The 12,777-nt window shown below is 63.7% G+C and carries 10 protein-coding genes; all 10 read left to right on the top strand.

Translation table 11 applies throughout. The features are described from left to right. Positions 1–5 precede the first annotated feature (5 nt). The 10 genes from tssH to NJC38_RS16735 are packed head-to-tail and all read left to right on the top strand — an operon-like array spanning position 6 to position 12,719. The gene (gene tssH / locus NJC38_RS16780; protein WP_253115946.1) at positions 6–2,570 is read left to right on the top strand and encodes a type VI secretion system ATPase TssH; all 2,565 of its coding nucleotides are present in this window, start codon (positions 6–8) and stop codon (positions 2,568–2,570) included. A gap of 1 nt (position 2,571) precedes the next feature. Continuing rightward, positions 2,572–4,086: a sigma 54-interacting transcriptional regulator gene (locus NJC38_RS16775; protein ID WP_253115943.1), complete on the top strand. Its 1,515-nt coding sequence runs from the start codon at positions 2,572–2,574 to the stop codon at positions 4,084–4,086. A gap of 31 nt (positions 4,087–4,117) precedes the next feature. Continuing rightward, a complete protein-coding gene (locus NJC38_RS16770; protein WP_144403335.1) occupies positions 4,118–4,261 on the top strand; it encodes a type VI secretion protein in 144 nt (47 codons plus the stop codon). Between the two features lie 8 nt (positions 4,262–4,269). Next, positions 4,270–5,019, top strand: a complete 750-nt coding sequence (locus NJC38_RS16765; RefSeq protein ID WP_253115940.1) for an FHA domain-containing protein — start codon at positions 4,270–4,272, stop codon at positions 5,017–5,019. Between the two features lie 5 nt (positions 5,020–5,024). Further along, positions 5,025–5,522, top strand: a complete 498-nt coding sequence (gene tssJ / locus NJC38_RS16760; RefSeq protein ID WP_253115938.1) for a type VI secretion system lipoprotein TssJ — start codon at positions 5,025–5,027, stop codon at positions 5,520–5,522. Next, positions 5,522–6,853: a type VI secretion system baseplate subunit TssK gene (gene tssK / locus NJC38_RS16755; protein ID WP_045492288.1), complete on the top strand. Its 1,332-nt coding sequence runs from the start codon at positions 5,522–5,524 to the stop codon at positions 6,851–6,853. The genes tssJ and tssK overlap by 1 nt, the downstream gene beginning before the upstream one ends. A gap of 5 nt (positions 6,854–6,858) precedes the next feature. Next, entirely contained in the window at positions 6,859–7,728 is an 870-nt protein-coding gene (gene icmH, locus NJC38_RS16750; protein ID WP_045492286.1) for a type IVB secretion system protein IcmH/DotU, read from the top strand. Between the two features lie 7 nt (positions 7,729–7,735). Beyond that, positions 7,736–11,191 carry a type VI secretion system membrane subunit TssM gene (gene tssM / locus NJC38_RS16745; RefSeq protein ID WP_253115935.1) on the top strand — a complete coding sequence of 1,152 codons (3,456 nt, stop codon included), beginning with the start codon at positions 7,736–7,738 and terminating at the stop codon, positions 11,189–11,191. Next, the gene (locus NJC38_RS16740) at positions 11,191–11,853 is read left to right on the top strand and encodes a PP2C family serine/threonine-protein phosphatase (protein ID WP_045492281.1); all 663 of its coding nucleotides are present in this window, start codon (positions 11,191–11,193) and stop codon (positions 11,851–11,853) included. The genes tssM and NJC38_RS16740 overlap by 1 nt, the downstream gene beginning before the upstream one ends. Beyond that, on the top strand, positions 11,850–12,719 hold the full coding sequence (locus NJC38_RS16735; RefSeq protein ID WP_253115933.1) for a serine/threonine-protein kinase: 870 nt from the start codon (positions 11,850–11,852) through the stop codon (positions 12,717–12,719). The genes NJC38_RS16740 and NJC38_RS16735 overlap by 4 nt, the downstream gene beginning before the upstream one ends. The last annotated feature ends 58 nt before the right edge of the window (positions 12,720–12,777 follow it).

Here is a 12,777-nt window from a genome sequence, read left to right as displayed (position 1 = left end):
GAAGCATGATCAATCTGGACCTGCAAAAACTCATTCAGGCAGTCGACGCCCCAACCCGTGCCGACCTGCAAACCTGCGCCGAGCGCTGTGTCAGCCGCGGTGCCAGTCAGTTGTTGGTCGACGACCTGCTGTTGTGTCTGCTTGAGCGCCCACAGGGCCTGCTCGAGCGCGGTTTACGCGATGCCGGTGTCGACGCTGGCCGGTTGCAGGCTGTGCTGCAACCGCGCCCAGGCCAGAGCACCTCGCGCCATCCGACGTTTGCCCCGGAGCTGGTGCAATGGCTGCAGCAAGCGCTGTTGGTGGCCAATCTGGAGCTGGGCCGGGCCTGCATCGACCAGGCGGCGCTGTTACTGGCGCTGCTGGGCAACCCGCTGGCGCACGCCGGTCAGGGCTATCAGCCATTGTTGGCGTCACTCAATCTCGAACGACTCAAGGCGGCCGCGCAAGCCGACAGCCAGCACGCCGTGCTGGCGGCCAGTAGCGAAGCACTGTTACCGCGCTTTACCCATGATCTGACCGGTCAGGCACTGGCGGGCCGACTTGACCCGGTGCTGTGCCGGGATGCCGAAATCAGTCAGTTGATCGACATTCTGCTGCGGCGGCGCAAGAACAATCCGATTGTGGTCGGTGAGGCTGGCGTCGGTAAAAGCGCCTTGATCGAAGGCCTGGCGCTACGCATCAGCGCCGGTGAAGTGCCGCCGGCGCTGCAAGGCGTTCGCGTGCTGGCGCTGGATCTGGGGCTGTTGCAGGCCGGGGCGAGCATCAAGGGCGAGTTCGAGCGGCGCTTGCAGGGCGTGATCGAGGAGGCCCGCGCAGCCACTCCAGCGGTGATCATATTCATTGACGAAGCCCACACCCTGATCGGTGCCGGTAACCAGGCCGGAAGCAGCGATGCCGCCAACCTGCTCAAACCGGCCCTGGCCCGCGGTGAGCTGCGTACCATTGCGGCCACCACCTGGTCGGAATACAAAAAATACTTCGAGAAAGACCCGGCCCTGGCCAGACGCTTTCAGCCTGTGCAGGTGCACGAACCCAGCGTGGCTGAGGCGTTGACGATCCTGCGTGGGCTGGCGCCTGCCTATGAACACAGCCACGGTGTTTACATCCGCGACGATGCGCTGGTGGCCGCTGCCGAACTTTCAGCACGTTACCTGGCAGGCCGACAACTGCCGGACAAAGCCGTGGATGTGCTGGACACCGCCTGTGCCAGAGCTCGCATCAGTCTGGTCGCGGCGCCAGCGGAGCTGGAGCGGCTACGTGATGAGCATGCCCAACAACTGCGCCAACTTCAGGCGCTGCGCCGCGATCAGGACGCCGGACTCACCGTGGCGGCGCAGGCCATGGCCCGGCTGCAAGACCGGTTGGTGCATACCGAACAACAGCTCCCGGCGCTGGAAGCCGACTGGCATCGGCAGCGCGAGTTGGCCGAGCGCTTGCCTGAGCTGCGTCAGCAACTCAGTGAGGTCCGAGCGGCCGGCCAGGATGACGGCGTGGCACTGAGTGAGCTGCTGCAAACCCGCGCAGCCCTGGCCGACGCCCATGCGCAGCAGCGCCTGGCCAGTTGTGAAGTTTGCCCACGGTTGGTCGCGCAAGTGATCAGTGCCTGGACCGGTGTGCCGGTAGAACAACTGGCTCGCGAACACAATGCGCGGGTCGCAGGCTTTGCCCAAGACTTGCAGGCGCGGATCAGAGGCCAGGACCAGGCGGTACAGATGCTTGATCAAGCAGTGCGTACGGTTGCTGCCGGGCTCAATCGCCCCGATGCGCCGGTAGGGGTATTTCTGTTGGTCGGCCCCAGCGGCGTGGGCAAGACCGAGACGGCGCGAGTGCTGGCCCAATTGCTGTATGGCGGTGAGGGTTTTCTGACCACTCTGAACATGTCGGAGTTTCAGGAAAAGCACAGCGTGGCGCGTCTGATCGGTGCTCCGCCGGGCTACATCGGTTATGGCGAGGGCGGCATGCTCACCGAGGCGGTACGCCGGCGGCCCTATTCGGTGGTGCTGCTCGACGAAGTCGAAAAGGCCGATCCGGATGTGCTCAACCTGTTTTACCAGATCTTCGATAAAGGCATTGCCAACGATGGCGAGGGCCGCGAGATCGACTTTCGCAATACCTTGATCCTGCTGACCTCCAACCTTGCCAGCGAGCAGATCGAAGCGTTGTGTGCCGAGGGTGCGCGTCCCGAGCCAGGGTTATTGGTCGAGCAGATTCGCCCCGCGCTTAGTCGCCATTTCAAGCCGGCGTTGCTGGCGCGGATGCGTGTGGTGCCTTACTACCCGGTGGGTGCTGCCGTGCTGGGCGAACTGGTCGGCCTGAAACTGCAACAGCTGGGGCAACGCCTGCGCCAGCGTCAGCTGGAGTTCAGCTACAGCCCTGAATTGGTGGTGCAACTGGCGCAGCGCTGCCAGCAGGATCCCAGTGGGGCGCGGCTGATCGACCCTCTGTTCGACCAGCAACTGATGCCGGTTCTGGTCGATCGCCTGCTGGCCGCCATGGCCAGTGGCGAAACCCTTGAGCGGGCCCATGCCGGTCTCGCCAGCGATGGTCATGTGGCTTGGGAGTTCTCCTGAAATGCCGCTTCTGAGCTTCGATGAACAAACCACTGAGCTGTTGCGCCAGTGCGTGACCCTGGCCAGCGCCGGGCATGAAACTTTACTGCACGACTTTGTGAGCATTCTCAGTGACATCACCGGCTGCGAACTGGCTCAGGTCTACCTGCTCGACAGCACAGGTGTGAGGCTGCATCTGGATGCAGAACATCACGTTGCCGCGTCTGTGGCTGACGACGCTGTGGTGCACCGCAGCGCGCAGCCGGCGCTGGACTACCGCGACTGTCCGCTGTTGCATTTCACTTTGCGTCAGGGTGAGCCGCTGTACCTGAACCCGATCATTGCGGTGTTGCATGACATCAGCTTCCTGCCGGAGTGCCGCTGGCAGACCTTGTTGTGTGTGCCGCTGGCCGATGTTGCCGGGCAGGTCAAAGGGCTGATGCTGTGCGCCAGTAGCCGCCAGCGACCACTGCATGGCGCGGCCGGGGTGCTGGCGCAGTTGGGCACGCTGATGCTTGCACGCAAGGCCGACCACGCAGCGCTTGAGCCGTCTGGCGTGGCGGGGCCGACTCACTCGCCAGCGGCGCCGGCTGACGGCTATGGCCTGATCGGCGATAGCCTGGCGATCAGCCAGACCCGGCAGATGATCGGCAAGGTTCTGCGTAGCGACTGCACCGTATTACTCAATGGCGAGACTGGCACCGGCAAGGAAGTCGTGGCGCGGGCGATCCATCATTACGGAGAGCGTCGGGCCGGTGCGTTCGTGGTGCAGAACTGTGCGGCCTGCCCGGAAGGTCTGCTGGAAAGCGAGTTGTTCGGCTATCGCAAAGGCGCGTTTACCGGTGCGTTGCGCGACCGCCCCGGCCTGTTCGATACCGCGTGCGGCGGTACGCTGTTGCTCGATGAGATTGGTGACATGCCATTGAGCTTGCAGGCCAAGCTGCTCAGGGTCTTGCAGGAAGGCGAGATTCGCCCGCTGGGTTGTAACCAGCCGCACCGGATCGACGTGCGGGTGATCGCTGCGACCCATCGCGACCTGCGGGCGCTGGTCAAGGCCGGAGCCTTTCGTGAGGACCTGTATTACCGGCTTGCACAATTTCCTATCGAGTTGCCGGCCCTGCGTCATCGCCAGGGTGATGTGGCGACCCTGGCTCGCCATTTTGCCGCGCTGGCGGTTGCCAAGCGCCAGGGCACGGTGCGCTGGTCAGAAGCGGCCCTGGATTACCTCAATGGTTACGGCTTTCCCGGCAATGTCCGCGAGCTCAAAGGCCTGGTCGAGCGCGCTGTACTGCTCAGTGAGGGTCGCCAGTTGCGCCTTGAGCATTTCATCGGCCCGCCCGGCGTCTTGCCGGCGTCAGGCAGCGGCGATCTTCGCCAGCGTCTGGAGCGGGTCGAGCGTGCCCTGGTGATCGAAAGCCTGCACAACAACGGTGGCAATCGCACCCAGACGGCCCGCGAGCTTGGCATGGCCCGGCGCACGCTGCTGTACCGCCTGCAACGACTCAACATCCGCTGCGAACTTCCCGCTGATTGCTGAGCTGAACCTCGATTCATAAATGGAGAAACCTATGTTCCTGCGCCTTCGGCATGCCTTGTTGCTGGTTCTGGTGATGCTTGGTCTTAGCGCTTGTGGCCTGTTTCAGGCCAATGATGACAGTGATTACCGCCCGTTGGGTGACCCTCGGGCGGCCGAACGTGGGCCTGGAGTGTGAGTGTAGAAATGCAATTGATTCTGGAAATACTCGACCCCGCTCAGCGCCAGCAGGTGAGCACCCCGCACATGTGTTTCGGCCAGGCTGGTGGCCTGATTGGCCGAAGTCCGGAGGCTGACTGGGTACTGGTGGACACGCTGCGCCACGTATCCAGCCGGCATGCGCGCATCAGTTGGCAGGACGGCCGGTTCTGGCTGACCGATGTCAGCCGCAACGGCTCCTTCGATTTGCGCACCGGCAGCCGGCTGCCCAGAGGCGTGGCGCAACCGGTCGCGGCGGACGCCTGCTATCGCCTTGGCTCGCTGACACTGCATGCGCGCCTGCTGCCGGTAGCAGATGACAGCGAAACACGGGTCGGGCGACCGATACCGGCAGGCAGCCTGATTCCGGACGACGCCTTTCTACTCAGTGAGTCCCTGGCTCATCGGCTGCCACTGGGCCGGCTCCTGAGCGACCTGGATGACCAGCACACCGAGCAACAACAGTTGCCGCCTGCCGGCATCGACAGGGAGCAACTGCAAGTGCCCCGACTGCTGGCTGACTCGATCGCGCGCCAACCACCGACCGCAGCCTTCTGGCAGGCCTACGCAACAGCGCTTGGGGTTTGCCTGGACGGTATTGACCAGGCCGCGTGCGAACAACTGGCACTCGATGGCGCTGCTTTATTGCGCCAGAACCTGCTGGTCCAGGACCTGACCCGTGCCTATGGCGAACAACTGCGCCTGATCAGGCCCCTTCATACCGACCTGCGGAAGTGATGTCGATGCCATTTTTCAAATGCCCGCCACAGCGCTGGCTGACCTTGATTGCACTGCTGTCATTGAGCGGTTGCAGCCTTTTGTCGTCCGCCCCTGAACCGACCCGTCTGGACCTGACCCTGGCGGCCAGTGACCGGCTTAACCCGGACCAGCATGACCGTCCCTCACCGGTTGTGTTGCGCCTGTTCGAACTGCGCCACCCGGTGGCCTTCGAGACGGCGGATTTTTTCAGTCTGTATGAACGACCTCGCGACACCCTGGCGGCTGATCTGCTGGTCAGTGAAGAGCTTGAACTGCGTCCTGGGGAAACCCGGCGGCTCAAGTTGCTGGTGGAAAGCGGCCGGCACCTCGGCGTGCTGGCGGCCTACCGTGAGCTTAACGAGACTCGCTGGCGCCAGGTGCTGACCCTCGGCCCCGGTCAGCGCAACCAGGCGGTACTGCTGCTTGATCACAATGGTATCGAACAGCGTCGCGGGCCGACTGCGCCAGACGGAGAGTGGTGATGAACGCGCATAAAGTCATCTGGCAGGAAGGGATGCTGCTGCGCCCCCAGCACCTGCAACACAACGATCGTTACCACGACCATCAGCTCAAGACCCGCACCTGCCTGCTGGGGGCCTACAACTGGGGTTTTTTCAGTCTGGTGATCGACCTGCAATTTCTCAATATGGGCAAGCTGGTGGTCAGCGAGGCCAGCGGTGTGCTGCCCGACGGCAGCCTGTTCGAACTGGGCAACACGCCCGAGCCGCTGGCGCTCGACGTGCCGGCCAATACTGTCGATACCGCAGTTTATCTGGGCTTGCCACTGGTGACCGGCAACCACATCGAAGCCCGGCACCCCGAGCAGTCCGACGTGCTGGCGCGCTACACGGTCTACCAGACCCAGGTCAGTGACTCCAACGCCGGGGAGCAGGGCAGCACCGCCATTCACTGTGCGCGGCCCGACCTGCGGCTGTTGCTGGGCGAGCCGTCCGGCGAACAGGCCTGGGTGCGCTTGAAAATCTGCCAGATCCGCGAAGCAGCGGCCACTGGCGCGATCACTCTGGCGGCTGACTTCATCCCCAGTTTTGTGCATCTGCAGGCTTCGCCATGGATGCTGTCATGCCTCAAGGAAGTCATCAGCCTGTTGGCCCATCGAGGCGATACCATTGCCGAGCGGATTCGCGGCAGCGGCACGCAGGGCAGCGCCCAGGTTGGTGACTTGCTGATGCTGCAACTGATCAATCGTAACGAACTGCTGCTGCGGCACTGCCTGGCACAACCGCGGGTCGCGCCCGAAGCCTTGTACCGCCTGCTATTGGGGTTGCTGGGAGAACTGGCAACTTTTGCCAGCGACAGCAAACGCCCCGTGCTTGACAGCCATTATCGGCACAACGATCAAGGGGCCAGCCTGCGGCCGCTACTGGAGGCGATCCGCCAGGTGCTGTCGATGGTGCTTGAGCAGCACGCCATCGAGCTACCGTTGCAACAGCGCCAGTACGGCGTGCAGGTGGCGATCCTTCATGACCACAGCCTGCTGGCGTCGTCGAGCTTCGTGCTCGCTGCCAGTGCACTGTGCGACAGCGAAGAGCTGCGTCAGCGCTTGCCGGCACACCTGAAGGCCGGTGCAGTGGAGCACATCCGCCAACTGGTCAACCTGCATCTGCCGGGCATCCGTCTCAAACCGCTGCCGGTAGCACCCCGGCAGATTCCTTTCCATGCCAACAAGACCTACTTCGTCCTGGAGCCTGACCGCGAGGCACTGGAACTGCTGGGGCGCTCCGGAGGCTTTGCCTTTCATGTCGCCGGCGAGTTTGCCGGATTGGAACTGACCTTCTGGGCCATCAGGAACTGAACCTCATGAATCAACATAATCCGCAGCCAGACGATGAAATGACGGTGTTGCTCGACCATCAGGGCCAGGGGCCGACCCAGGCACCGCTGACCACCGCCAGTGACGCCCCGCGCTTTGCCCAGCTTCAGGAACGCATGGTCTACAGCGCTGAGGCGCGGCCAGCGGCCGGCTTCAGTCTGGGCCTGAACGCTCTGGTGGCGGCGGCTTCGGCACTGCTGTCGAGCATCGTGCGCATCAGGCTTGATCTGCCACCTCCCGATATCAGCCAGCTCAACAACCGTTTGCGTGAACAGGTGCGTCAGTTTGAGTGGCAGGCGTTGCGCGACGGTATCGACAGCGAGCAGTTGAACACTGCTCGCTACGTGTTGTGCACGGTGCTCGATGAACAGGTGGTGACCACCGAGTGGGGGCGCCAGAGCGACTGGGCACAGAACAGTCTGCTCAGCCACTTTCATAACGAAACCTTCGGTGGCGACAAGTTCTTTCGCCTGCTTGAGCAACTGAGCCGCAACCCGGTTCGGCATCTGCCGTTGCTGGAACTGATGTACCTGTGCCTGGCGCTGGGCTTCGAGGGCCGCTATCGGGTGCGTAACGCCGGCCATGTGGAACTGGAGGAGGTTCGCGATGCGTTGTACCGGCAGATCCGCCAGTTACGCGGCGAGGCGTCCGGCGGGTTGACCCCGGCCTGGCCTGGGGTGCCGGACAGTCACCAGGCCACCTTGCGGATTGTGCCGTGGTGGATGGTTTTGCTGTTTACCCTCGCTGGCCTGGCGATGCTGTATGGCGGATTTGCCTGGGTGCTCGATGAGCAGCGTCAGAGCGTGCTGCAGCCTTGGCAAGTCGCCGTCCCGAGCCTGATCCAGAACCTGCCGTGAGAGCATGATGAGAGATTTCCTGAAGAAAGTTCCGGGGGCTATGTGCCAGACCTGGGTGTGGAGCCTGGCGCTGGTAGTGGCGTGCGGCGCACTGGTGTGGTGGGGCGGCCCGACACTGGCGATCAATGATGTGCGGGTATTGGCCAGCGCGCTTGCCCGATTGCTGGCCGTCTGCGCACTTTTGCTGCTCTGGGGAGCGGTCATGCTGTTGAGTCGTTGGTGGCGCGGCCGGCCATCGGTCATTGACCCGCAATGGGCAGCACAGCAGGCCGACCAGCAGCGCCTCGACAATGAGCGCCGCAGCCTGCACAAACGCTTTGCCGAAGCGCTGCGCAGCCTCAGGCACGCCAGCCTGTTCAGCGAGGATCGGCAGCCATTGCCCTGGTATCTGCTGATCGGTCCGCAGGGCAGTGGCAAGAGCCGTCTGCTGGCGTGCTCAGGATTGGAGTTCGCCCTCGACCGAGACGAACCTCTGACGCTCAGCCAGGACCACGATGGTGAGCAGTGCCAGTGGTATTTCACTGACCAGGCGGTGCTGATCGACACGCCTGGGCGCTACCTGGCCCAGGCCGATGCCAGCGTGGATGGCGGTGGCTGGCGCACGCTGCTGGAACTGCTGCGCAAACGTCGCCGGGCGCGACCGCTCGACGGCGTGCTAATCACCGTTGCGGTGCCGATGCTACTGGAGGCGCGCAATCCTGAGCTGGGCAAGACGCCAGCGCTACTGGAACTGATCAGCCAGATTCGTCAGCGCTTGCAGGAGGTACGTCGGCACCTGCAAGTGCAGGTGCCGGTGTATCTGGTGCTGAGCAAAGCGGATCAACTGCCGGGTTTCAACGCGTTCTTCGATTCACTGAGCCGCGAGCAAAACAGTCAGGCGCTGGGGGTCAGCTTCAGCGCTGAACAACCCGCGACCGACCGGCAGGCGGTACATCAGCAGATCGACGCGTTGCTGCGCCATCTCGACAGCCAGCTCATTGGCCGGCTGCACCAGCAGCGCGACAAGCAACTGCGCAGTCGTATGCTCGACTTCCCGCCAGGCATGGCTGCTCTTGGCGAGCAACTGGAGATGCTCATCGATCAGCTGTTTTTCTCCGGCCGCTATGTCAGTGGTCATCGGCTGAGCGGCGTTTACCTGACTTGCGCCAGCGCGGCGGAGCCTGAGTCGCAGGCGCAGCCTCTCGGCGGGGCAGGTGGTGCGCAAGGTCGTTTCGTCCATGAACTGTTCGCCCGGGTGATCCTGCGTGAGGCGCATCAGCAAAGCCTTGCACCAAGTGAACGGCAGCGTATCCATTGGGGGCAGCGGCTGTTGTTGGGGGGCGGGCTGGCCACCTTGATGGTCGGCGGCGCGCTATGGACCAGCGGGTTTTCTGCCAATCATCAGCGTCTGGAAACTCTGCGGCGACTGGCCGGCGACTGGCAACAGCAGCGGCAGGCGCTGGACCCGGCCGCCGACGCCATGACCGCGCTGAAAACCCTTGATATCAGTTGGCAGGCGACCCAGGTGTTTCCTGATGGTCTGGCCATGAGTTGGCACGAGCGCAACGGTTTGTATCAGGGCTGGGCCAGCAATCCGTTGTTGCAGGCGCGCTACGAGGACGAATTGCGCAGCCATTTGCTGCCGCGGCTGACCCGCCTGCTCGAAGCCCGCGTACGCTCCAGCCTGCACGACCGTGAGGCGTTGCTGGATAATCTGCGTGCCTACCTGATGCTGCACTTGCCGACGCGCCGTGATCCAGCCTGGCTGGAAGAACAGTTGGGCAGCGAGTGGGCGCGGTTGTATCCAGGTCATGCAGCGGTGCAGCAAGGGCTGGGGCAGCACGTTGCCAAGCTGTTGAAATTGTCCTTCAGCCAGCCGCTGGATGAGCCGCTGGTGGCCCAGGCCCGTCAGGCATTGCGCAACGAGTCGCAAGCCAGCCTGGCCTATAAGGTCTTGCGGGAACGCGCGGGCAGCCTGCCGGATTACCGCCTCGGCCAGCATCTGGGGCCGCAGCGTGAATTGTTCGTCGGTGCCGAGCAGGCGATTCCCGGATTCTTCACCCGGCAAGGCTATCGGCAGTTCTTTTCGGTACAAAGTGCCGCGCAGATCAGCGAGCTGTTGCGCGATAACTGGGTGCTGGGCGAGGGCAGTGAGCTGAGCGGGACGGACATGCGTCGCCTGCTGGTCGAACTGGAGCAACTGTATTTTCGTGACTACGCCAGCCACTGGAGTGATGCCGTGGGCCGCCTGGGCCTGCTGCCGTTCAGCGAGGCCGGGGAGGGCGCCGATCTGGTCAGCGGTCTGTTGTCGGCCAACTCGCCGGTGGTGCAGTTGTTGGCCCAGATCCGCGACAACACGCGTTTCCCGTTGGCTCTGCCGGATCCTGAACAAGCGCTGCCGGCGCCAGTCGCGGGGGCTGCGTTGCAGGCCGCTGCGGGGGCCGCGAGCAAGGCCCTGGTGCTGCCGGAGAATGCTCGCAAAGCCATGCAGTTGCGCTTCGAACCGCTGCATCGGCTCCTGGATGACAATGACGCACCCACCGCTGAACTGGTGGCGGTCCTGCAAGGACTGGATGCGGTCCAGCAGCAACTGGCGAGCCTGGCCCGTGCCAGTCAACCCGAGCCATTCGCCTACGAAATGGCCCGGGCGCGGATGGCCGGGCAGCGCGATGCCCTGAGCCAGTTGCGCAACACCGCAGCGCGCCTGCCAAGGCCGGTGGGCGGCTGGTTCAACCTGCTGGCTGATGATGCCTGGCGCCTGATCCTGGCCGATGCCTACCGGCATCTCGATCAGCGCTATCAGAGTGAGCTGTACGCTTTTTACAGCCGTGCCATTGACCAGCGTTATCCGTTTCACGCCCACAGCAGCAGCGATGTGGCGCTCAATGACTTTCGTGAGTTCTTCAAGGCTCAGGGGGTCCTGGAACGCTTTTTCGAGCAGCATCTGAAGGCGTTTGTCAGCGGTTCTGCCGATAATTACCGGCTGCGCAGCATCGACGGCCATAGCCTACCGATGTCTCGCGCCGTGCTGGAACAGATTGCCCGTGGCCAGCGCATCCGACAGGGTTTTTTCGCTGAAGACCCGAGCCAGCCGCAAGTGCGTTTTCGGCTGGAACCCTACAGCCTTGACAGCGGCGCCAGCCGCGCTGAATTCCGCTTTGGCGAGCGGCGTCATGAGTACCGTCACGGGCCCATCGTGCCCATGACCTTTAGCTGGCCCGACGAGGCCGGGCAGGGCAGTGCGAGCCTGCTGGTCGAGCGGATGGCCGGGCGCACTGTAGGTATCGAGAAAAACCTCGGCCCCTGGTCGCTGTTTCGGCTGCTCGACCTGATGCCCAGTGAGCCGCTCAGTGGCCGGGATGTCTTGCTGTTCAAGGCCGATGTCGGCGGCCTGCGCGCCAATTATCTGCTGACCAGCCAACGCATGCCCAACCCATTGGACCTGAGTGTGCTGCGTGGTTTCCGTCTGCCGGCGCAACTGTGATGTATCGCAGCGCGGCGGGCAGCCACTCGGGCAAGGTGCGCGTGTGTAATCAGGATGCCTTTTTCGACTGTCCGGAGCAGGCCGTGTGGGCGGTGGCCGACGGGATGGGCGGGCATCAGGCTGGCGAGCTTGCCAGCCGTTTGATCGTCGATACGCTGGCAGGCCTGTGCTGGCCCGGCGAGCTGGAGCAGCGCCTGGAGCTGCTGCGCTGCCGCCTGCATGGGCTCAACCGCCATCTGGCGTTGCAGCTCACCCAAAGCCAGGGGCAAGCGCCGCGGGTCATGGGCAGCACCCTGGTGACGCTGTTGTTGCAGGGGCAGCAGGGCGCTTGTGTCTGGGTTGGCGACAGCCGCTGCTACCTGTGGCGTGGTCAGCAGCTTTACCAACTGACCCGCGATCATGCCGCAGAGCGAGGCCGGGCCGCATTGACCCGCGCACTCGGCGGGCGCGAGCATCTGCAACTGGAGGTGCTGCGCTGGCACGCTCAGCCCGGTGACCGCTATCTGTTATGCAGTGACGGTCTGTACCGCATGCTGGATCAAGCGCTGCTGGGCCAGGCGCTCGGTCTGGCGACCCCGCAGGCTGCGTTGCACGGGTTGTTCGCGCAGGTTCTGCAGGGGCCGGCACCGGACAATCTGACCGCTGTGGTGGTTGACCGATGAAGCCGCCACGGGTGTTGGCCGGGCGCTATCGTCTCGACCGCTTGCTGGGCGTTGGCGGCATGGGGGTGGTGTGGCAGGCCCGCGACCTGTTGCACGAGCAGTACGGTGATCCGGCTGCCGATATCGCTGTCAAACTGCTGGGTGAGTCGTTCCAGCACGTGCCGGATGCCGGGTCATTGTTGTTTGCCGAATTTGCGCTGACCCGGCATCTGCATCACCCCAACGTGGTGCGCTGCCACAGTTTTGAAGTTGATATCCCGCAAGGCTGTGCATTCATGACCCTGGAGCTGTTGCGTGGCCTGACTCTGGATCATTGGCTCTGTGACGAACTGACCGGCTTGCCGTTTAGCGAGTTGCTGGAGGTGGCGAGTGCGCTGCTTGAGGCTCTTGAGCACAGTCATGCAAGGGGGGTCGTGCATGGCGACCTGAAACCGGGCAACGTGATGCTCAGCGAGCAGGGGCTGAAGCTGTTCGATTTCGGTCTCGGTCAGAGCCAGCCCGGCATTCTGCCCGGCGTACCGCAGTTGAGTCGCGAGCGCTACAACGCCTGGACCCCGGCCTACGCCGCTCCTGAACTCTGCGCCGGTGGTGGGTTGTCTGAAGCCACCGATCTCTATGCCTGCGCTTGTCTGATCTTCGAACTGGCCTGCGGCAGGCACCCTTACCAGCGCCTGCCCGGCGACCAGGCCCAGGCGGCGCGGCTGGATCGCTCGCTAAGCAAACCGGCCCGCCTGCCCAGCCATTGCTGGCCTGCGCTGCGCCAGGCGCTGGCGCTGGTGCCGGCGTGCAGAACCATCAGTGCCCAAGAGTTGCACCAGGCACTGAGCGCCAGGCCAGGCAGGTTGAGAAGACTATTGGGTGGCTGAACACAAAAGGCTGACCCGGCACTCAGGCCGGGTCAGCTGTTTTTGCGGGCTGTCGCCG

The sequence above is a fragment of the Pseudomonas sp. 21LCFQ010 genome (genome assembly GCF_024129905.1).
In the GTDB taxonomy this organism is placed as follows: domain Bacteria; phylum Pseudomonadota; class Gammaproteobacteria; order Pseudomonadales; family Pseudomonadaceae; genus Aquipseudomonas.
This window is presented reverse-complemented; position numbering and strand designations above follow the sequence as displayed.

Excerpts from the sequence above, each read along its gene's own strand:
- NJC38_RS16740 (WP_045492281.1), top strand. The coding sequence starts at position 11,191 with ATGTATCGCAGCGCGGCGGGCAGCCACTCGGGCAAGGTGCGCGTGTGT.
- icmH (WP_045492286.1), top strand. The coding sequence starts at position 6,859 with ATGAATCAACATAATCCGCAGCCAGACGATGAAATGACGGTGTTGCTC.
- NJC38_RS16735 (WP_253115933.1), top strand. The coding sequence starts at position 11,850 with ATGAAGCCGCCACGGGTGTTGGCCGGGCGCTATCGTCTCGACCGCTTG.
- tssK (WP_045492288.1), top strand. The coding sequence starts at position 5,522 with ATGAACGCGCATAAAGTCATCTGGCAGGAAGGGATGCTGCTGCGCCCC.
- tssJ (WP_253115938.1), top strand. The coding sequence starts at position 5,025 with ATGCCATTTTTCAAATGCCCGCCACAGCGCTGGCTGACCTTGATTGCA.
- NJC38_RS16765 (WP_253115940.1), top strand. The coding sequence starts at position 4,270 with ATGCAATTGATTCTGGAAATACTCGACCCCGCTCAGCGCCAGCAGGTG.
- NJC38_RS16775 (WP_253115943.1), top strand. The coding sequence starts at position 2,572 with ATGCCGCTTCTGAGCTTCGATGAACAAACCACTGAGCTGTTGCGCCAG.
- NJC38_RS16770 (WP_144403335.1), top strand. The coding sequence starts at position 4,118 with ATGTTCCTGCGCCTTCGGCATGCCTTGTTGCTGGTTCTGGTGATGCTT.
- tssH (WP_253115946.1), top strand. The coding sequence starts at position 6 with ATGATCAATCTGGACCTGCAAAAACTCATTCAGGCAGTCGACGCCCCA.
- tssM (WP_253115935.1), top strand. The coding sequence starts at position 7,736 with ATGAGAGATTTCCTGAAGAAAGTTCCGGGGGCTATGTGCCAGACCTGG.